Annotated in this window: 23 protein-coding genes; 15 read left to right on the plus strand and 8 right to left on the minus strand. The window is 71.1% G+C overall.

From position 1 onward, the window contains the following. Positions 1–55: 55 nt before the first annotated feature. Positions 56–577 (minus strand): alpha/beta fold hydrolase, encoded by a 522-nt coding sequence (locus tag AC5RV6_RS07490; protein WP_494006688.1) that lies wholly within the window; start codon positions 575–577, stop codon positions 56–58. Positions 578–728: 151 nt separating this feature from the next. Between AC5RV6_RS07490 and AC5RV6_RS07495 the strand changes: the two genes are divergently transcribed. From AC5RV6_RS07495 to AC5RV6_RS07515, 5 genes are all read left to right on the plus strand, one after another. Beyond that, entirely contained in the window at positions 729–1490 is a 762-nt protein-coding gene (locus AC5RV6_RS07495; RefSeq protein ID WP_494006689.1) for a hypothetical protein, read from the plus strand. 80 nt (positions 1491–1570) lie between these two features. Next, the gene (locus AC5RV6_RS07500; RefSeq protein WP_494006690.1) at positions 1571–2323 is read left to right on the plus strand and encodes a MerR family transcriptional regulator; all 753 of its coding nucleotides are present in this window, start codon (positions 1571–1573) and stop codon (positions 2321–2323) included. A gap of 129 nt (positions 2324–2452) precedes the next feature. After that, positions 2453–2833, plus strand: coding sequence for a VOC family protein (locus AC5RV6_RS07505; RefSeq protein ID WP_494006691.1), 381 nt, complete (start codon positions 2453–2455; stop codon positions 2831–2833). A gap of 49 nt (positions 2834–2882) precedes the next feature. Then, on the plus strand, positions 2883–3584 hold the full coding sequence (locus AC5RV6_RS07510) for a class I SAM-dependent methyltransferase (protein ID WP_494006692.1): 702 nt from the start codon (positions 2883–2885) through the stop codon (positions 3582–3584). Between the two features lie 70 nt (positions 3585–3654). Further along, positions 3655–4584, plus strand: coding sequence for a ketopantoate reductase family protein (locus AC5RV6_RS07515; RefSeq protein WP_494006693.1), 930 nt, complete (start codon positions 3655–3657; stop codon positions 4582–4584). A gap of 27 nt (positions 4585–4611) precedes the next feature. Here the strand turns inward: AC5RV6_RS07515 and AC5RV6_RS07520 are convergent, their stop codons facing one another. Next, the gene (locus AC5RV6_RS07520; RefSeq protein ID WP_494006694.1) at positions 4612–5361 is read right to left on the minus strand and encodes a DUF1648 domain-containing protein; all 750 of its coding nucleotides are present in this window, start codon (positions 5359–5361) and stop codon (positions 4612–4614) included. 71 nt (positions 5362–5432) lie between these two features. Further along, positions 5433–6398 (minus strand): MsnO8 family LLM class oxidoreductase, encoded by a 966-nt coding sequence (locus tag AC5RV6_RS07525; protein ID WP_494006695.1) that lies wholly within the window; start codon positions 6396–6398, stop codon positions 5433–5435. Between the two features lie 216 nt (positions 6399–6614). Between AC5RV6_RS07525 and AC5RV6_RS07530 the strand changes: the two genes are divergently transcribed. Then, positions 6615–6866 (plus strand): hypothetical protein, encoded by a 252-nt coding sequence (locus tag AC5RV6_RS07530; RefSeq protein WP_494006696.1) that lies wholly within the window; start codon positions 6615–6617, stop codon positions 6864–6866. A gap of 16 nt (positions 6867–6882) precedes the next feature. On the opposite strand, the gene AC5RV6_RS07535 is transcribed toward AC5RV6_RS07530, so the two are convergent. Next, the gene (locus AC5RV6_RS07535; protein ID WP_494006697.1) at positions 6883–7593 is read right to left on the minus strand and encodes an NADPH-dependent F420 reductase; all 711 of its coding nucleotides are present in this window, start codon (positions 7591–7593) and stop codon (positions 6883–6885) included. A gap of 137 nt (positions 7594–7730) precedes the next feature. On the opposite strand from AC5RV6_RS07535, the gene AC5RV6_RS07540 reads away from it, so the two are divergent. After that, positions 7731–8894 carry a PQQ-dependent sugar dehydrogenase gene (locus AC5RV6_RS07540; protein WP_494006698.1) on the plus strand — a complete coding sequence of 388 codons (1164 nt, stop codon included), beginning with the start codon at positions 7731–7733 and terminating at the stop codon, positions 8892–8894. 27 nt (positions 8895–8921) lie between these two features. Here AC5RV6_RS07540 and AC5RV6_RS07545 read toward each other — a convergent pair whose 3' ends face one another. From AC5RV6_RS07545 to AC5RV6_RS07555, 3 genes are read right to left on the minus strand one after another with little or no spacing between them, the layout of a single operon-like run. Then, positions 8922–9800 carry an Fpg/Nei family DNA glycosylase gene (locus AC5RV6_RS07545; RefSeq protein ID WP_494006699.1) on the minus strand — a complete coding sequence of 293 codons (879 nt, stop codon included), beginning with the start codon at positions 9798–9800 and terminating at the stop codon, positions 8922–8924. A gap of 60 nt (positions 9801–9860) precedes the next feature. Then, positions 9861–10868, minus strand: a complete 1008-nt coding sequence (locus AC5RV6_RS07550) for an arsenic resistance protein (protein WP_494006700.1) — start codon at positions 10866–10868, stop codon at positions 9861–9863. Positions 10869–10897: 29 nt separating this feature from the next. After that, on the minus strand, positions 10898–11224 hold the full coding sequence (locus AC5RV6_RS07555; protein ID WP_494006701.1) for a TfoX/Sxy family protein: 327 nt from the start codon (positions 11222–11224) through the stop codon (positions 10898–10900). 192 nt (positions 11225–11416) lie between these two features. Here AC5RV6_RS07555 and AC5RV6_RS07560 point away from each other — a divergent pair, with 192 nt between their 5' ends. The 8 genes from AC5RV6_RS07560 (at position 11417) to AC5RV6_RS07595 (ending at position 17584) form a co-directional block, all read left to right on the plus strand. Further along, the gene (locus AC5RV6_RS07560) at positions 11417–11797 is read left to right on the plus strand and encodes a hypothetical protein (protein WP_494006702.1); all 381 of its coding nucleotides are present in this window, start codon (positions 11417–11419) and stop codon (positions 11795–11797) included. Between the two features lie 182 nt (positions 11798–11979). Continuing rightward, positions 11980–13071 carry a FecCD family ABC transporter permease gene (locus AC5RV6_RS07565; protein ID WP_494006703.1) on the plus strand — a complete coding sequence of 364 codons (1092 nt, stop codon included), beginning with the start codon at positions 11980–11982 and terminating at the stop codon, positions 13069–13071. Between the two features lie 28 nt (positions 13072–13099). Beyond that, positions 13100–14116, plus strand: a complete 1017-nt coding sequence (locus AC5RV6_RS07570) for an ABC transporter substrate-binding protein (RefSeq protein WP_494006704.1) — start codon at positions 13100–13102, stop codon at positions 14114–14116. After that, positions 14113–14931 carry an ABC transporter ATP-binding protein gene (locus tag AC5RV6_RS07575; protein ID WP_494006705.1) on the plus strand — a complete coding sequence of 273 codons (819 nt, stop codon included), beginning with the start codon at positions 14113–14115 and terminating at the stop codon, positions 14929–14931. The genes AC5RV6_RS07570 and AC5RV6_RS07575 overlap by 4 nt, the downstream gene beginning before the upstream one ends. A 114-nt stretch (positions 14932–15045) precedes the next feature. Next, positions 15046–15516 (plus strand): FHA domain-containing protein, encoded by a 471-nt coding sequence (locus tag AC5RV6_RS07580; protein WP_494006706.1) that lies wholly within the window; start codon positions 15046–15048, stop codon positions 15514–15516. Between the two features lie 12 nt (positions 15517–15528). Further along, positions 15529–16278, plus strand: coding sequence for a transcriptional regulator FtsR (gene ftsR, locus AC5RV6_RS07585; RefSeq protein WP_494006707.1), 750 nt, complete (start codon positions 15529–15531; stop codon positions 16276–16278). A gap of 2 nt (positions 16279–16280) precedes the next feature. Continuing rightward, complete coding sequence (locus AC5RV6_RS07590) at positions 16281–16781, plus strand: bifunctional nuclease family protein (RefSeq protein ID WP_494006708.1); 501 nt, start codon at positions 16281–16283, stop codon at positions 16779–16781. A 206-nt stretch (positions 16782–16987) separates the two neighbouring features. Next, positions 16988–17584, plus strand: a complete 597-nt coding sequence (locus AC5RV6_RS07595; RefSeq protein WP_494006709.1) for a MerR family transcriptional regulator — start codon at positions 16988–16990, stop codon at positions 17582–17584. Between the two features lie 116 nt (positions 17585–17700). Here the strand turns inward: AC5RV6_RS07595 and AC5RV6_RS07600 are convergent, their stop codons facing one another. Beyond that, positions 17701–18543: a ParA family protein gene (locus AC5RV6_RS07600; protein WP_494006710.1), complete on the minus strand. Its 843-nt coding sequence runs from the start codon at positions 18541–18543 to the stop codon at positions 17701–17703. Between the last annotated feature and the right edge of the window lie 256 nt (positions 18544–18799).

Here is an 18799-nt window from a genome sequence, read left to right on the forward strand (position 1 = left end):
CCATTGCCGCTTCCGTTGCCCGCTCCTGGTGCTGCGCCTTCCCCGGGTTTCCCGCCTACGTGGTCAGGCGCGCGACGTCGTCGGCCACCGCCGCCATCCGACCCTGGAACTGGTGGCCGCCCGTCGCGTGCCGGCGGATGACGGCGTGGGGGAGCAGGGCCTCGAACCGGTCCAGATGGTCAACCGGAACGGTGTCGTCGTCGGCGCAGTGGTGGAACACGATCGGCAGCCCGGCCGGCGGGTCGAAGTCCGCGGGCAGCGCGTAGTCCGCCTGCCAGCCCTCCTCGCCCCAGAATGGCGTGGCGAGCAGGACCAGGGCCCGCGGGGCCGGCTCCGGCCAGCCGTCCGCGAACTGCATCAGGGCCATGGACGCACCGAAGGAATGCCCGACGACCACCGCGTCGGAGCCGAGGCAGGCCCAGGCGTCGGTAATGCCCCGGAGCCAGCCGGCGGAGGACATGTCCTCGTCCGGAAAGCGCGGCATGGTCACCGGCGCATCAAGCCTGACGGCCAGGTCCCGAGCCAGCGGCTGGTCATCCTCCCAGCCGCCCGCGCCGTGAAGGAAAAGAAGGTGCATGCTCTGCTCCCGCCTGCCCGGTTCGCCTGCCTCAGCCACCGTAACCCCGGGCCCGCCTCACCGGCCCCGGGGCGCGAAAAGCTTTTCGTCCGGCGGGTGCATGCTTCGGCGGGTTGGCGGTCTTGACCCTGTTCCCGGAACACGGTGTTGCATGAGCACACCAAACGCCGGAGGCCAGGACTCTCTCGGCGTGGCAACGAGAGGGGTATTCGCCATGGACCAGCAGCACCTGCCCGCCGGGAACCTTCGAAGGGGAGACGGAAGCCCGCTGGGAAGGTTCCGGCTGCGGGATCTGTTCTCGCGGTCGGTGTTCTTCCTTGAACCGCCCGGAGACACGCGGGGTGGCCACGTCTACGCGGTGGACGTGCATCATCTGGCGGGAGAACTGGACGAAATTGAAGCGGAGGCGGGCGAGGGCGGCGGTGACCGGGCCGACTCTCCCGCGGCGCTTTACCGTGACGGCGAGCAGGTCCTGCGCTCGGACCTGCCTGCCGTCTTCCCGGTTCCGGGCGGTGTCATCCAGGTGGCGGTGTCCGTGTACGGGCTGCGGCGGATGCACTTCGTCGGTGACGACGGAAAGGTGCGCCTCCTTCGGCCGCATCCGGCATCGGCCGAAGGACTGCGGGCTGCCTTCGACCGGCGGTTTCCCCGGGCCAGCAGGACGATCGGCACCGTCGCTGTGCTGGTGATCTTCGCGGGTATAGTGGTGGCCCTGCCGCAGGCGGCGGAGCTGCTGACCCGGGTCGGCCTGGTGTCGGACCTCTTCGGCAGCGTCTCGGCGCCGGTGCGGCTGCCCCTGTGGGCGAACTCGGTCCTGTCCGTCGCCACGATTCTCGCCGGCATCGAACGGGCGCTCACCCTTCGGAGCCATCGGCTGGTCGATTTCGACGCGTTCTGGTCCGGTGCCGAATAGCCGGGGGGCGCCACGCGCGGTGGGCTTCGGCACGAGTCACCACTGGACAACAGGCGCTGCAGCCGCGGAAGGGGACCGGGATGGCGTGGAGCACGCGTGAGCTTGCCGAACTGACAGGTACAACGGTCAACACGATCCGGCATTACCACCGGCTCGGCCTGCTCGATGAACCCGAACGCAGATACAACGGATACAAACAGTACGGGGTGCGCCACCTGGTGCGCCTGCTGCGCATCCGCCGCCTGGTGGAGCTGGGCGTTCCGCTGGGACGGATCGGCGCGATGGCGGCGTCGTCCGCCGATACGACGGCAACCTTGGTGGAGCTCGATGCGGAGCTGGAAGCGAACATCCTGCGCCTGCAGAAGGCGCGGGGCGACATAGCGGCGATCCTGACCGAAGGCGCTCCGGCCGACGGCCCGCCCGGCTTCGAGCATCTCGCGTCGCGGCTCACGGAGATGGACAGCTCGGTGCTCCATCTTTCCGGACAGATGTTGGACAACGAGTCGCTCAAGGACCTGCGCAGGATGGTTGAGGAGGACACCGATTCGCTGAGCGCAGAGCTGGAGCAGCTTCCGGAGGACGCCGACGAGGAGACGAAGCAAAGCCTGGCGGATCGGATGGTTCCGGGCATGGTCCGCGACTTTCAAGCCTATCCGTGGCTGCTGGATCCGATCCCGCGCATGTCCGTCAGGAACCGTGGTGACATTCAGGTGTTCTCCGAAGCCGTGCTGGCGATGTACAACTCGGCCCAGCTCGACGTGCTGTTGCGCATGGTCCAGGCCGCCGCGGAGCAGGTGCGCGCACAGCCCGGAGACGGCGAGGAACCCGGCTGACGGGTGATCGGCTGAACCGGCCGCTGCGGATACACGCCGCCTCCCTTGACCGGAGCGGCACCATGGGGGGCACTATCGACCGGGCGCCTTCCGCCCGGCCATCCCGCCCGAGCCCCGAGAGGAACCGACATGCCGCAGCCCACCGGTTTCGCCGTCTCCCTGAACGTTCCCGATCCGCAGGCCTCCGCCGACTTCCTCACCACACATCTGGGCTACGCCGTGGAAATGGAGCAGGACGGCATGGTTTCGCTGAAACATCCCGACGGCGGCTCCAACCTCATCTTCCTGCGCACCGGGCTGCCGACCTTCAAGCCCGCCGAGGCCGCCGGCCGCGCCCGCGACGGGCTGCTGCTGGTGCATGTGGTGGAGGGCATCGACCGCTGGCATGAGCAGCTGGCGGCGGCCGGCGTCGACGTCGTCACCGCACCGGAAACCGAACCCTGGGGCGAACGGTACTGCCAGTACCGGGACCCGAACGGGCTGATCGTGCAGCTGGTCGAATGGGTCTGATCCGCGTCTAGGCTGGGAGGGAAGATCCACCGCCGCAGGAAGGCACCCCATGAGACATGAACACCACTCGCATCAGGGCGAAGAGCATGCCGGCCACGAGCAGTTCGGCAAGGACTACTGGGAGGCACACTGGACCGAACCCGGCGGGGACGCCGCCGTCGTGCCCGCCCATCCGGCGCTCGACGAGGAGATCGCGGGCCTGACGCCGGGAACGGCGCTCGACGCCGGCAGCGGCGAAGGTGCCGAGGCGGCGTGGCTGGCAGAGCACGGCTGGTCGGTGACCGCCGTCGACCTGTCCGCCGAAGCGTTGGCACGCGCCGCCGCCCGCGCGCCCGGGGCCGGCATCACCTGGATCGAAGCGGACCTGACCGCGTGGGAGCCGGAGGACACGTTCGACCTGGTGGCCACCTTCTACGCCCATCCGACCATTCCGCAGCTGGCCTTCTACGAGCGGATCTCCCGCTGGGTCGCTCCCGGCGGGACGCTGCTGATCGTTGGGCACCAGCACGGCCACGGGTACGGCGCGCACGAACATCCGGAGGAGGCCGTCACGTCCGCCGACGCCGTCCGGGCGCTGCTGGACCCGGAACAGTGGCGGGTCGAAACGGCCGAGGAACGTCCGCGGTCGGCGGTGGGCCGGCACGGAGACCGGGTACAGCTGCAGGACGTGATGGTCCGCGCCGTCCGCCGCCACCAGACGCAGAGCCCGGGGCGGCTTTCCGGCAGCCGGCGGCGTCCTGACGTAGGCTGACCGCCATGCAGACACCGGGGGCAGGCATGGTTCGGCGGGCAGCGCCGGAACCGGCAGGAAACGGGGAGACGTGGCAGCGTTGAAAATCGGAATCATCGGCGCCGGCGGGGTGGGTGCCTACTTCGCCGCCGCCCTGGCCCGGGCCGGGCAGGAGGTCCACCTGCTCGTCACGCCCCGCCATCTGGCGCCGCTGACTGGCCACGGCGTGCGCCTGACCACCGGCGAGGGGCGGGACGATCTTGTTCCCGTAGCCGGCGTCGCCACCGACGCAGCCGCGATCGGGGTGTGCGACGCCGTGATCATCGCCTGCAAGGCAGGGGCCGTGCGCGAGGTCATGGCCAGTGCCAAGCCGCTGCTCGGCCCGGACACGGCCGTGCTGCCCGTGCAGAACGGTGTCACGGCCTCCGGGCAGATCACCGCCGCGGTCGGGCCGGGGCACGCCCTCGGCGGCCTGGCCCTGATCATTTCGTACCTGGTTGAACCGGGACACGTGCACCACGTGGGCGGACAGCCGGCCGTGACCCTGGGTGAACTGGACGGCACGGCCACGCCCCGGGTCGCGGCTCTTGCCGACGCGCTCAACGGGGCCGGCATCCGTGCACGGGTCTCCGCGGACATCGCCACGGATCAGTGGCGGAAGCTCATGCTGATCGCTTCCTACGGCGGAGTAGGCGCGCTCTGCCGCAGGACCGTCGGCGAAACGCGGACAAATCCGTATACCCGCAGCCTTGTGGAGGACGCCATGCGTGAAGCCGCCGCAATCGGCGCTGCCGCCGGTGCCAGGCTCACTGAGGCGGATGTGCAGGCCACCATGGAGCAGTACGACGCGTTCGCCCCGGAGAGCACCGCCTCCATGCAGCGCGACCTCCTCGCCGGGCGACCCTCCGAACTTGAGGAACAGAACGGAGCGCTCGTCCGGATCGCCGCCCGGCACGGCGTCCCGGCACCCATTCACACGACCATCTATCGGGCCCTCAGCATCCTCGACAGCCCCGCCTGAGTCACGTGCCAGCCGGCCGGCTTGTCCTTACAGCGCCAGCACGGCTCCGAGCACCAGCGGAAAGACCACGAAGACCGCCAGGAACACGGCGACGGCGGCGCGGCCCTTCGAATTGCCTACGTTCACCGTCAGTCCGGTGCCGGACCCGCTGCGTTTGGGCACCAGGACGTGCGGGTCGTCGGGGTTGTTGTAGAAGCCGCCGGCGACCCAGAGCTGGTCCTCGGCCTGCTCCTCCTCGGAGGGGTGGATGCCGCGGGCATGGGCGGTGCGCCGGGCCCAGCGGGACGCCAGCGCGTAGGCAGCCACCACTGCCGCCAGCAGCAGCGCGGTTCCCGCCAGCGCCGGCCAGATGGGCACCTGCTCCGGATTCCGCCATCCATTCACCGTCAGGTATCCGATGATCAGGGCCAGCAGCACGCCGACGCCGCCCATCGCCGCGATGGTGCCGCGGATCATGCCTTCCCGCCGGTACAGCTGCCAGGCCGAGGCTTCGGGCTCCGCGGGAACCATCAGCGGCACCGCGGCGGCGATCAGCGCGAGGAACAGGATGAGCCCGCCCCCGATCAGCAGGGGCAGGAAGACCGAGCCGAAGGACTTCTCCTCCCAGGCATCGGGCTGCCCGGAGCCTCCCCAGTGGGTCGGCACGGTGTCCGGCAGCGAGTCGTAGATCGTCGCCCCGTAGGCGAAGCACCCGGCCAGGATCAGCAGCGCCGCGGGATACAGCAGCCACAGAGCGGCACGGCCTCGGGTCATCCGGGTTTCGGTCTCGGCAGTCATGGTTCCACAGCCTAACCCGTGCGGCCGAACGGGCATTTACACCAGCCGTCGGCAAACCCGGGGGAGAAGATCTAGCCGATCAGCGATGCCAGGAACTCGTCAGCGGCGGCGACGTCGGCGCGGTCGTAGGCGCTGACGCTGGGCATGATTTCGGCGGCTCCGGTGCGCTCGAGCAGCCCGGCCAGCTGGCCGGCGACCTGCTCCGGCGTGCCGGTGACGGCGGAGGCCGTGAACGAGCGGACGGCGGCGGCCTTTTTCGGGCTTGCCTTCGCCAGCAGCTGCCGTACTTCCTCCACCGGGCGCAGCGGGCGGAACTCGCCGACGTCGCGCGAATCGGCATGCGCCCAGGCCTCGGGCAGCAGCAGCTCCCGGGCGCGCTCGGCGTCGTCGGCGACCGAGACCTCCACGCTGGCGATCAGGTAGGGCTCCGCTGCCGCGTCGCTGGGCCGGAAGTCGGAGACGTAGCGGCCGAGGGCGGCGGTGTTGCCCAGCAGGGGCCCTCCGACCACCGCCGGCAGGCCCAGCTGTGCGGCCAGCGACAGGCCGTCCTTGATCGCCAGCAGGAACATCGGCGGAGCGGCGGTACGGGGCCGGGCCGTGATCCCGGCCCGGCCGTCCAGGTAGTCCCGGACCTCCGCCACCTCGGCGGCGTATTCGCCGTCGCCCAGCGCGGTGCGTCCCAGGGCCTGCCGCACGGGCGCAGTAAAGCCCAGGGAGCCGCCCAGTCCGAGGTCAATCCGCCCCGGGGTCAGCGCCTCCAGCAGCAGCGCCTGCTCGGCGATCACCAGCGGCCGGTGGTTGGGCACCATGATTCCGCCGGTGCCGAGCCGGATCCGCTGCGTGCGGGCGCCGATCGCGGCCAGCAGCACCGCCGGCGCGGAGATGGCAATGCCGGGGACGGCATGGTGCTCGGCCGTCCAGAACCGTGAAAAACCAAGCTGTTCGGCCCGTACCGCCCGGTCCACGGTGGCGGCGATCGTCTCGGCGTCGGTCTCGCCGACGCGGGTACGGGCACGGTCCAGCAGGGAGATGCGCATCAGGTGCCTTTCCGCGCCGCTGTGGGCGTCTGATCGATGGTAAGTCCGCGGCTGGCGGTCACACTGTCTCTTCTAAGATGGCAGTTCGTGCCGGTGCGGCCGGTCGCCGTATCTCGGCGCACCAGCGGCTCTGACAGCCGGAGATGCGTTCGGATATGGGGGAATGTGATGGAACAACGAACGACACCAGTTGGCCGGGACCGGATGTATCAGGGCATGGACTGGCTCTTCCCGGCCTTCCTTGCGCTGGAGGTGGTCGCCTTTGTCGTCTTCCCGGGGCTGCCTCTGGCGGTGGCTGCCGCGGCGGCTTTTTCACAGCTTCGAACCTCGAAAGGCCGAATGTCGGCCCTCTGGATTCTCGCGGGGCTGCTGACGCTCATGGCGGTCGCCCCCTTCGTCCTGCACATGCTGGGGTGGTCCAGCTGGTCCACCGTCGAGCCGGGGCCGTTGATCAGCCCGGGTTCCTGACTGCATCTTCCTGGCGTTACGAGGCCGAACCCGCCGGCACCGCGGCCAGCTCGCGGAGCGCCGCCGCGGTCAGCCGTGCGCCGAAGGCCGGGCCGCCCGGCTCCAGGAAACGGGCGGCGGACAGCGAGTCCACCGGGACCGGGTCGTAGCCCACCCGGTCCACCAGCCCGGCGACCAGCGCGACGGCGCCCGGGTCATCTCCGGCCACGGCCAGGCCCAGACGTTCCGGATGCCCGGCGGGGCGCCGGTCCGGCTCCAGGTGGTGGTAGCCGGTGTGGTTGAAGGTCTTGACCACGGTGGCCTCCGGAAACATCTGCTGCACCACCAGGCTGGAGCCCTGACCGGCGGCGTCAAAGGCGGCGATGCTGCCATCCACCGGCGGCCAGTAATTCATCGCGTCCACCACGATCCGCCCGGCCAGCAGGGCCGGATCCAGCTCCGGCAGCCGGTGCAGCGGCAGGGCGAGGACCACCAGATCGGCCTCCGCCACGGCGTCGGCGGTCCAACGCGCCTCGGCGCCGGGGGCGAGGATCCCGACCATCAGCGCCAGCTGCTCGGGATCGCCGGAGCCCGACAGCGTGACCCGGTACCCGGCCTCCAGCAGGCTGCGGGCGACGACGGTGCCGACCTTCCCGGCCCCGATGACCGCGACCTGCCGGATGGGTCGGGTGGCGGCGGGCTCGGCGGGGGAGAGGCGGAGGTTCTCGACGGGCGGCTGGCTGCTCATGCCTTCGGCAACACGCGCAGCGGGGCTGCCATTCCCGCAGGGTGTCGGCGCGCCCCAGGCGTGAGGACCGCTTTCGGCCTGCATCCCGGAGGCCTAGAGTGGACGCCACTCCGGTTCCGCCTGGTCAGGAGGCAGCCATGTCGTCGAGCGCCGCCCGCCGCAACATGGTCGGGCCCTGCCCGCCGTCCACCCAGCCGCAGGCGCCGTGGCGGAGGCGGACGCACCGCAGCGCCGCCGCGCTCGCCGTCGTCCTGCTGCTGCCCGCACTCGCGGGATGCATGTCCGGCCCGGGGCAGCCGGGCCCGGCGCCGGCCGCGTCATCCGGAACCGCGGCGGCCGTGGAAACGATCACGGAGGATCTGGAGGCGCCGTGGTCCATCACCTTCACCGCCGACGGCACCCCGCTGGTCAGCGAGCGGGACACCGCGCGGATCCTGGAGCTGGCTGCCGACGGCGGAACCCGTGAAGTCGGGACCATCGAGGGCGTCGGTCCGCGCGGCGAGGGCGGCCTGCTGGGCATCGCCGCCCACGAGGGATACCTCTACAGCTATTTCACGGGCCGGGGCGAAAACCGCATTGAACGCCGGGAATTGACCGGCACCCCCGGCGCCCTTGGCCTCGGCCCGGCGCAGACGCTGCTGGCAGGCATCCCGGCCGGCGCGATCCACAACGGCGGCCGGCTCGCCTTCGGCCCGGACGGACTGCTGTACGCCACGACGGGCGACGCCGGGAACGCCGACAACGCGCAGGATCCCGCGGCGCTCGCCGGCAAGATCCTGCGGCTGGAGCCCGACGGCGCGGTGCCCGCCGACAACCCGTTTCCCGGGTCGCCGGTGTACAGCTACGGGCACCGCAACCCGCAGGGCCTGGCCTGGGACGCGGACGGGACGCTGTTCGCCAGCGAGTTCGGGCAGAACACCTGGGACGAGCTGAACGTCATCGAACCCGGCGGCAACTACGGCTGGCCCGAGGTCGAAGGCGCCGCCGGGGCCGAAGAGGCCGGCACCCCGGACTTCACTGACCCGGTGCAGCAGTGGGAACCGGCGGCCGCGAGTCCCAGCGGGATCGCCGTCGCCGGCGGCAGCATCTGGATCGCGAATCTGCGCGGCGAACGGCTCCGCGAGGTGCCGCTGGCGGACACCGGCACGGCGACCGAATACTTCGTGGGGGAGTACGGGCGGCTGCGCGACGTCGTCACCGCCCCCGACGGTGCGCTGTGGTTGCTCACCAACAACACCGACGGACGCGGCAGCCCCGGCGCGGGGGACGACCGGATCCTGCGGGTCGACGTCGGCCGCTGAGGCCCTGCTGAACCGGCCCGGCGCAGGTTACTTCAGCAGCCGGGAGAGCCGGCGGTCCGCCAGGATTTTGCCGCCGGTCTGGCAGTTGGGGCAGTACTCCATGGAGTTGTCGGCGAAGGACACGCTGCGCACCGTGTCCCCGCACACCGGGCAGACCTCACCGGCCCGGCCGTGCACGCGCATCCCGCTGCGCTTGGCGTCCTTCAGCTCGGCCGCCGGCTTGCCCGCCGCTGCCGCCACCGCCTCCGCCAGCACCCCGCGCAGCGCCGTGTACAGCCGCTGGACCTCGTCGGCGTCCAGCGAGTCCGCGAGCGCGAACGGAGACATGTGCGCCGCGTGCAGGATCTCGTCGGAGTAGGCGTTGCCGACGCCGGCGATCGTGCCCTGGTCCCGCAGGACGCCCTTGATTTGGGTCCGCCGCCCGGCCAGCAGGCCGGCGAACACCTCGGCGGTGAAATCCCCGTCCAGCGGGTCCGGGCCCAGCCGGGCGATCCCGGGCACCTCGTCCGGCTCACGCACCACGTAAACGGCCAGGGACTTCTTCGTGCCGGCTTCGGTCAGGTCGAACCCGGAACCGTCGGAGAAGCCGGCCCGCAGCGCCGTCCGGCCCTTGCCGGGCTTCAACGGGGCGGCGGGCGCCTGCTCATACCAGCGCAGCCAGCCGGCCTTCGCCAGATGGAACACCAGGTGCAGCTGCTCGCCCGTGCCCGGGTCCGCCGCCGCCAGGTCCAGGAACTTGCCGTGCCGGACGACGCCGGTCACCGCCGCGCCGTCGAGCGCGCTGATGGGAGGGTCAAAGGTCTTCAGGGCATTGATCTGGCCGACGGCCACGCGCGTCAACTGCAGTCCGCGCGCCCGCTCATCCAGGAATCGGACCAGGCACTCCACTTCCGGCATCTCAGGCATGCGCCTATCCTTCCACCGGCCGCCGCCGATGGCGACCGGCCGCAGGCGCGGCCGGCGTCTTCAGCCGGCGCCGCCGAAACCCGGAGACACCGGCCCCGGAGACACAGGTGCGGGAATCAACCGGGGCAGGATCCGAACGCAGGCCACCATGCCGACCAGTTCCACAAGGGTCTGCGTCACGACGACCAGGGGCACCAGCGCCAGGGAGTCCGGCAGCGCCAGGGCCAGCGGAAGAACCACGAGGGAGTTCCTCGTCGCGCCGCTGAAGACCGCCGCCGTGGAGCTGCCCGGGTCCAGGCCTGCCGTCCGGGCGGCGAGCAGGCCCAGCGGAACCATGATGACCAGGAAAGCGACGTACACCGGCACCGCAGCGAGCAGGGAGCCCAGTTCCCGCCCCACGCCGACAATCTGGGAAGCGACCACCACGGCGAGCACCAGCATCATCAGCGGCACCATGAGGTTCTGCAGGAGGCCCATCAGGCGGCGGGCCGCCGACGAGCGGCGCGCCAGGCGCTGCACCAGGGCCGCCGCGGCCAACGGCACGGCGATCAGGCCGATGAGCGCCTCAACGAAGGGCGCCGGTTCGATGACCGACACCAGGTCCGGTCCGATGAATAACAGCAGGTACAGCGGGAGGAACACCATCTGGGCCAGCATCAGGACCGGCGCCGCGGCAAGGAGGCGATCGCTCGAGCCACCGGCCAGGCCGGAGAACACGATGACGTAGTCAACGCACGGGGCAAGCAGGACCAGCATCACCCCGACGAGCAGCGCCTGCTCTCCGGCCACAAACCGGGACAGGCCGTACACAACTGCCGGTACCACCAGGAAGTTCAGGACCAGCACCGTGGCCATGAACCGTCCGTCCCGGACGGCCCGGCCGATCCGGGCGAACGGAATGCCCAGGAAGGTGGCGAACAGCAGCAGGCCCAGGACGGGGCTGATGGCCAGCTGGAGGGGAGCGGCGGCCGCCGGCGCCAGCCATCCGAAGATTCCGCCGGCCGCAAGGGCCAGCAGGTAGAGGCCCACCTGGTGTCGTTCCATTCGGGCCACCAGACGCGTCTGCATGAACCCAGCCTAGGGCCGGCGGGGAGGAGCTACCCTGACCGGTTGAACTCCAGCGCCACGCCCAGCCAGAAGTCCAGCTGCTCCTGGTCAGCGACGGCGTCTCCGCGCACTGAGATCCAGCCTTCTCCCATGCTGCGCCCGGCGCCCATCTCTGCCTGGGCCGCTTCGGGCCTGCCCAGCAGTTCAGCGTGCCGGTCCGGTGACACCCGCACCAGCAGGTCACCGGTCTTCCGGGCGGCGGCGACCATCTTTCCGTTCACCATGAAGGAGCGTCCGCCGAACATGGCCACCTCCCGGGCCGGCGGCTCCGCCGCAAGGGCAGCCCGTACCCGGCCCACCAGATCCTCCTGTGCCATGGGGTGCACCTTCCCTTCATTCCCGGAACCGGCCGGATGCCGTGCCGGGCCCGTTTCGACGCCCGCTCCCGCATCTGCCCCGATTCGCTTCTGATGCCCCGGGTACCGGCCTATCCTGTCTCCGGGCGCCGCCGCGGTGACCCGCCGGACTGTAGCGGACCGGGCCGACGCCGAGCACCAGGGGAGGACGATATGACCGCAGCGGGAGCGCAGGGCAGGCATGAGGGGCGGACGGGGCTGCAGGAGGAGGAACTGCTGGTGCTGGAGCGGCAGCTGGCCGCGGAGGGAGCGCCCGCGTACGTGGAGCTGCTGCACCAGGAGGCGCTGCTCGTGGTTCCCGGGGCAACGCTGGACCGGAACCAGTGCATCGACGCGATCGCCGCGTCCCCCGGCTGGGATGACATCGAGCTCGCTCCGCTGTGGTACTTCAGGGCCGGCCGGACCGCCGTCCACACCTACCGGTTCACCGGACGCCGCGGCGCCGAGACCTACCGGGCGGTGATGTCCTCCAGCTGGGTGGACACCCCGGAGGGTGCGCGGCTGATCCACCACCAGCAGACGCCCGAGCGCTGACGGCCGGGCACCGGCCCCCCGGACACCGGGCCGCCGGACGCTGGGCCCGGACACCGGGACCCCGGGCACCGGGCCCCGCCGCTTCCCCCACGCGCGCCGGTGACGTGCCGCGTCATCACTGCGGCTTAGGCTGCCCCGGTAGGTAGGCTTTTAGGCCGAAGTGCTCGCGATAAGGGGTTTGTGTGTCCACAGCTGTCCCGGCGGGAACCCGGCCCGACGCTGATCCGCTGGGCCGGGCCCGACGCCGCCGCCGCAACACCGGCATCCTCGCCGCGCTCGCCGCCGCCCTCTTCGCCGCGGCGCTGATGGGCGTGGCGGTCGGCCCGGTCTGGGTGCCGCCCGGTGAAGTGCTGCAGGTCATCGCGGCGCGCCTGGGGGCAGGCCCGACGGCGGGGCTGGACCCGGTGGCCGACGCCATCGTCTGGGACGTGCGCCTGCCCAGGGTGCTCATGGGCCTGTCCGTGGGTGCCGGGCTGGCCGTCTGCGGCATGGCGCTGCAGGCCATGGTGCGCAACATGCTGGCCGATCCGTACCTGCTCGGCATCAACTCCGGTGCCTCCAGCGGCGCCGCCGCCACCATCCTGTTCGGGCTCGGACTCGGACTGGGCGAGCACGCCCTGGCCGGCAGCGCGTTCCTCGGCGCGCTCGCCGCCTCCCTGCTGGTGTTCGTCGTGGCCCGGGCCGCCGGGCGCATCACCTCGGTGCGCCTGCTGCTGGCCGGAGTCGCCGTCGGCTATGCGCTCTCCGCGCTGACCAGCTTCCTGATCTTCGCGTCAGGCTCCGCCGAGGGTGCCCGCTCGGTGATGTTCTGGCTGCTTGGCTCCCTCTCGCTGTCCCGGTGGGGAACGCCGTTGGCGGCGCTGGGCGCCGTCGTCGTGCTCACCGTCGTCCTGCTCACGGCCTGGGCCCGGCGGCTGGATGCCCTGGCCGTCGGGGACGAGACGGCCCTGGCCCTGGGCGTGCGGCCCACCCGCTTCCGCACCCAGCTGCTGGTGGTGGTCTCGCTCTGCGTCGGCTTCATCGTGGCCGCCTCCGGCAGCATCGGCTTCGTCGGCCTGGTGGTCCCGCACCTGGCCCGCCGCCTGGCGGGCGCCGCCCACGCCTGGGCCGTGCCCGCAGCGGCCCTGCTGGGAGCCCTGTTCCTGCTGGCCGCCGATCTGCTCTCCCGGATGGTGATGCAGCCGCGCGAACTGCCCATCGGCATCGTCACCGCCCTGGTCGGCGCGCCGTTCCTGCTCTACCTCGTCCGCAGGCTGCGTCCCGCCGCCGCCTGACCCGATTCCACCCCGCCAGGAGCCTTTGATGATCCGCACGGCCTCCACCGCCCGCACCCGCCCCGCCCGGACGCTCGCCGCCGCCGCGGCCCTCGCCGTTGCCCTCAGCGGCTGCGGCGCCGGCGACACCGGCACGGACGCCCCGGCAGCGGCCGGCGACACCGGCTATCCGCTCACCATCCGGAACTGCGGCACCGAGGTGACCTTCGAACAGCGTCCGGAACGGGCGGTGCTGCTCAAATCCGCCTCCGTGCCGTTCCTGCACGAGCTGGGCGTGCTCAGCGAGGTGGTCACCGCCCGCGCCGGCGCCTATCCCCGCGATTATTACGACGACGCGACCTGGGCCGAGCTTCAGGACATTCCCATGCTCAGCGACGAACTGGACTCCTCCGGCCACCTGCAGATCTCCCGCGAAGCCGTCGTGGCGCAGCGGCCCGACATCGTGCTCGGCGACGCCGCCAACCTGGACCGGGACACCCTGGCCGCCGCCGGGCTGCCGCTGCTCCAGGAACCGGCGCTCTGCCCGCAGCCGCCCACGGACCCCTCCTTTGAGGACATCTACGACCAGATGCGCAACTACGGGCGGATCTTCGACGCCGAGGCGGAGGCGGAGGCCGCCGTCGCCCGCCTGCAGGAGCAGCTGGCGGACGTGCTCGCCGACGTCGACCCGAACGAGCAGCGCACCGCCGCCGTGCTGTACCCGACCGTGGGCGGGGGAGTGCCCTACGCCTACGGCACCTCCTCGATGGCGCATCCGCAGCTGGAGGCCGCCGGCTTCACCAACGTGTTCGCCGACGTCCAGGAGCGGGTCTTCGAGGTCACCCCGGAGGAACTGGTGGGCCGCAACCCGGATGTGCTGATCCTGCTCTACTCCGACGGCGCGCCGGAGGACATCAAGGCCGCCGTCACGTCCCTGAACGGCGCGGACGCCATCACCGCGGTGCAGCAGGACGCGATCCTGGTCCAGCCGTTCAACTTCACGGAGCCGCCCGGCCCGCTGGCCATCGACGGCCTGGCGCGCATGGTGGAGCACTTTTCCCGATGATCGCGGCCAGCGGCGTGGGCTACGCCTTCGGGGACCGGCGGGTGCTCGAGGCGGTGGACCTGCAGGCCCCGCACGGGCAGGTCCTGGGCCTGGTCGGGCCCAACGGATCCGGGAAGACGACCCTGCTGCGCACCCTCTACGGCTCGCTGAAGGGCGACGGCGCGGTGTTCCTCGACCGCGAGGAGCTCACCTCCCTGCCGGCCCGGGAGATCGCCCGCCGCGTGTCCGTGGTGGTGCAGGAAACCCCGGGCGAGCTGCCGCTGCTGGTCTCGGACATGGTGCTGCTGGGCCGCACCCCGCACCGCTCCGGCTTCGCCCGCACCGGGGCCGCCGACGAGCGAGCCGCCGCCGCGGCGCTGGAGCAGGTCGGGGCGCTGCACCTGGCCGGGCAGCCCTTCGACGCGCTCTCGGGCGGGGAACGGCAGCGGGTGCTGATCGCCCGGGCGCTGGCCCAGCAGGCCACGCACATGCTGCTGGACGAACCGACCAACCACCTGGACGTGCGCTACCAGCACGAGGTCCTGGGCCTGGTCCGGTCCCTCGCAGTGGAACGGCACCACACGGTCGCCGTGGTGCTGCATGACCTGAACCTCGCCGCCGCGTACTGCGACCGGCTGCTGCTGCTCGACGGCGGCCGGGTTGCCGCGGCCGGCACCGCCGACGAGGTGCTGGTTCCCGAGGTGCTGGAACCGGTGTACGGGGTGGCGGTGCGGCGCCTGGACCTCGGCGGGGAGGGCTTCCACCTTGCCTTCCGGGCAAACCGTTACTCAGGTCCGGCCAATACGGCAGTGCCGGATCCGGGGCGCAGCAGGTAGGCTAGGTGAGCCGGTACGGCAGATTATGTCAGCAGCATTTGCACGGCCACGGCCCAGCGTTCACCCTAGTGGGAACGCAGGTGACGGAGTCGGGCTCTTTGGGGAGGGATAACAATGGCGGGCGAGGAACACAACGCCGCACAGGGCGATCAGCGCGAGCTGACCGCGGAAGACACGACGTCGATTTTTCTTCCGCCGCTGCAGGATGCCACCACGGTCGAGCCGAAGCTCAGCCCGGACGAGCGGGCCGCCGTCGCGGCGCTGCCGGCCGGCTCCGCGCTGCTGATCGCGCACACCGGCCCGAACACCGGGGCACGGTTCCTGCTTGACTCCGACGTCACCAGCGCCGGACGGCACCCGAACGCCGACATCTTCCTGGATGACGTCACCGTCTCCCGCAAGCATGCCGAGTTCCACCGGACTCCCGAGGGCTTCCGCCTGGTGGATGCCCGCAGCCTCAACGGCACCTACGTGAACAACGACCGGGTCGACACCCTGATGCTGCGCAACGGCAACGAGGTGCAGATCGGCAAGTTCCGGCTCACGTTCTACGCCGCCCGCCCCGCCTCCAGCCGCGAGGGCTAGTAGGCTTACGGTATGTCAGCATCACAACCGGTCAGGCGCCCCCTCGGCGCCGGACAGGACCGCCCGCGCGGCCGCGTCCTGAACATCGGTGAGGTGCTCTCTACCCTCAGCACGGAGTTTTCCGGCATCAGCGCCTCCAAGATCCGCTTCCTGGAGGAAAAGGGGCTGGTCACTCCGCAGCGCACGGCGGCCGGATACCGCAAATACTCGGCCCACGACGTCGAGCGGCTGCGGTTCGTGCTGGCCCTGCAGCGGGACCAGTACCTGCCGCTGAAGGTCATCAAGGACTACCTCGACGCGATCGACCGCGGCGAGCGGCCCGAGCAGCTGCCCGGCGGACTGTCCCTGACCCCGCGCGTGGTCTCCGACCAGCTGGCCGGCGAACGCTCCGCCCAAGCCCGGACCCTCAGCTTCGACGAACTGGTGGCCGAGTCCGGCGTCGGCGCCGACCTGGCCCGTGACCTGGTCGAGTACGGGCTGATCGGCACCCCCGACGACGGCTATGACGAACACGCCCTGAAAGTGGCGCGGGCCTGCGCCCAGCTGCAGTCCCACGGCCTCGAACCGCGCCACCTGCGCCCCTTCCGCGCCGCAGCGGACCGCGAACTGGGCCTGGTGGAAACGGTGGTGGCCCCCGTCGCCTCCCGGCGCGACGTCGCGTCCAAGGCGCGGGCGGCGGAGATGGCCCGCGAAATCAGCGAGCTCTGCCTGAACCTGCACAGCGCCCTGGTCAATGGGCAGATCGCCCGGATGGAGAACTGAGCGTGCGAGAAGTCGAAGTCGTGGGCGTGCGCATCGAGCTGCCCTCCAACCAGCCGCTGGTCCTGCTCAAGGAGACCGAGGGGGAGCGGCACCTGCCCATCTGGATCGGCGCCCCGGAGGCCAGCGCCATCGCCTTCGTGCAGCAGGGCATCGTCCCGCCGCGCCCGATGACCCACGACCTGCTGGTCAACACGGTCTCCGCCCTGGGCCGGACCATCACCCGGGTGCAGCTGGTGCGCGTGCAGGACACCGTGTTCCACGCCGAGCTGGTGTTCGACGACGGCACCACCGTCAACTCCCGCGCCTCCGACGCCATCGCCGTCGCGCTCCGGGTGCCCTGCACCATCTACTGCGCCGATGAGGTCCTGGACGAGGCGGGCGTGCGGATCGCCGAGGCCGACGACGACGACGAAGACGAGACCGAGACCCGCGACACCGAGCAGGAGCTGCGCCAGTTCCGCGAGTTCCTGGCTGACGTCGAGCCCGAGGACTTCGAGCACTGACCCGCCCCCGGCCGGCGCCGGTCCGACACGCGGCAGAAAAACCGCCGGCGTCTTTGACCTTGGTCCCGCCCGGCTCTAACGTCGAAGCATAGAGTTCCCCATTGCACCTATGGTCCGCCGGGGGCAGACTGAGAAGCAATTTCCTCAAGCCTGTTCCGTCGCGGCCAGTGTCGATCTCAGGAGGGGACCGCAACAAGGAGGCACACGTGAGTCCGAAAGGCGACGCCGGTAATCAGGGGAAGGGCGCGGCCAACCGCGGCAGGATCCCTGAATCCAGTGCCCAGGGCTTGCTGTTCACCGAAGACCTGCCCCTGCTCGACGAAGACGCCGGCTACCGCGGGCCCACCGCCTGCAAGGCCGCCGGCATCACCTACCGTCAGCTGGACTACTGGGCCCGTACCGGGCTGGTCGAGCCCGCGGTCCGCGGGGCATCGGGATCGGGCAGCCAGCGGCTCTACTCCTTCCGCGACATCCTGGTCCTGAAGGTCGTCAAGCGCCTGCTGGACACCGGGGTCTCGCTCCAGCAGATCCGCACCGCCGTCGAGCACCTGCGTGAGCGCGGCGTCGAGGACCTGGCCCAGATCACCCTGATGAGCGACGGCGCCAGCGTCTACGAGTGCACCTCCGCCGACGAGGTCATCGACCTGGTCCAGGGCGGCCAGGGCGTCTTCGGCATCGCCGTCGGCCGCGTCTGGCGCGAGGTTGAGGGCAGCCTGGCCCAGCTGCCGAGCGAGCACGCCGAAGACCAGGCCTTCCCCAACGACGAGCTCGGCGCCCGGCGCGCGGCCCGCAAGATCAGCTGACGCCCGGCGGGAGCATCACCGGCCGCACAGGTTTTTGAGCAGATAGACAGCAAGGGCGCCTCCCGCATGGGAGGCGCCCTTCTCTGCAGGGGATGCGGTCCGGTGGTGCCGGCCGCTCAGGCCACGGGCCGGCGCATGACCCGGTTGCGGCTGCGGCCGCTCTCCACCAGGTTCTTCAGCAGCGCGTCGAAGGAGCCGGCGGCCTGCTTGGCGGACTCGCCCGGCCAGTGATGCACCGCGTGCGCGGCGCCCTGGATCTGCTGCCAGTTGGCCTGCTCGGCAATGTGCGGCTGCAGCAGCAGGTCACCGAACATCTGCTGCATCTCCGCCAGGCGGAAGGAATGCTCGTTGGAGCTGGTGCGCACCCGGTTGGCCACGATGCCCGCGGGTGCCAGGTTCGGCGCGAACTCCTCGCGGAACAGGTCCAGTGCGCGCATGGTCCGCTCGGTGCCGGCCACGGAGAACAGGCCCGGCTCGGCCACCAGCAGCACCCGGTTGCTGGCCATCCAGGCCATCCGGGTCAGGCCGTTCAGCGACGGCGGGCAGTCGATGAGCACCAGCCCGTAGCCGCTGACGCGGGAGAGCAGGGTGGAGAGCCGGCGCAGGTCCCGCCGGCCCAGGTCGGGGCGGTCATAGATGCCGGTGAAGGCCGAGCCCATGGCGACGTCGAGCACCGGGGGACGCTTCGGATCGCCCTTCCGCCGGCGCAGGTGGTTCTCCGTCCAGCCGCTGGAGACCACGTTGTCGGTCAGCACCGCCCGGCGGGCGCCCTTGAGCATCTCGCCGATGCCCGGCTTGTCGCCCGGGTTCACGGCCAGGCCGGTGGTGGCGTCAGCGTGCGGGTCCAGGTCCACCACCAGGGTGGGGATGCCCGCTGCCAGTGCAGCCGATGCCAGTCCCAGGGTCACCGATGTCTTGCCCACACCGCCTTTGAGACTGCTGATGCTCACTACTTGCACTTGTTGAACCAAAACCTAACGTTTCTCGGGATCACGAGCGAAGGGCCCCCTGGGGAAGCTGCACGATCATTCTATGTGACAGGTGCAGGTAACCCGGGAAGCGGCTGTTGCGGGGGTGGCGCATAGACTGGGCCGCGGAACTGTGACACGCAGCACGCTTGGCAACGCGGCCCTGTGTGGCGGCGGCCGGGATGGCTGCCGCCCTTCCGGGCCGCGCAGCCGCGCGTAAGATTTCGGTTAGAGGGTCCGCGGCGAC

It is taken from the genome of Arthrobacter saudimassiliensis, from assembly GCF_059090665.1.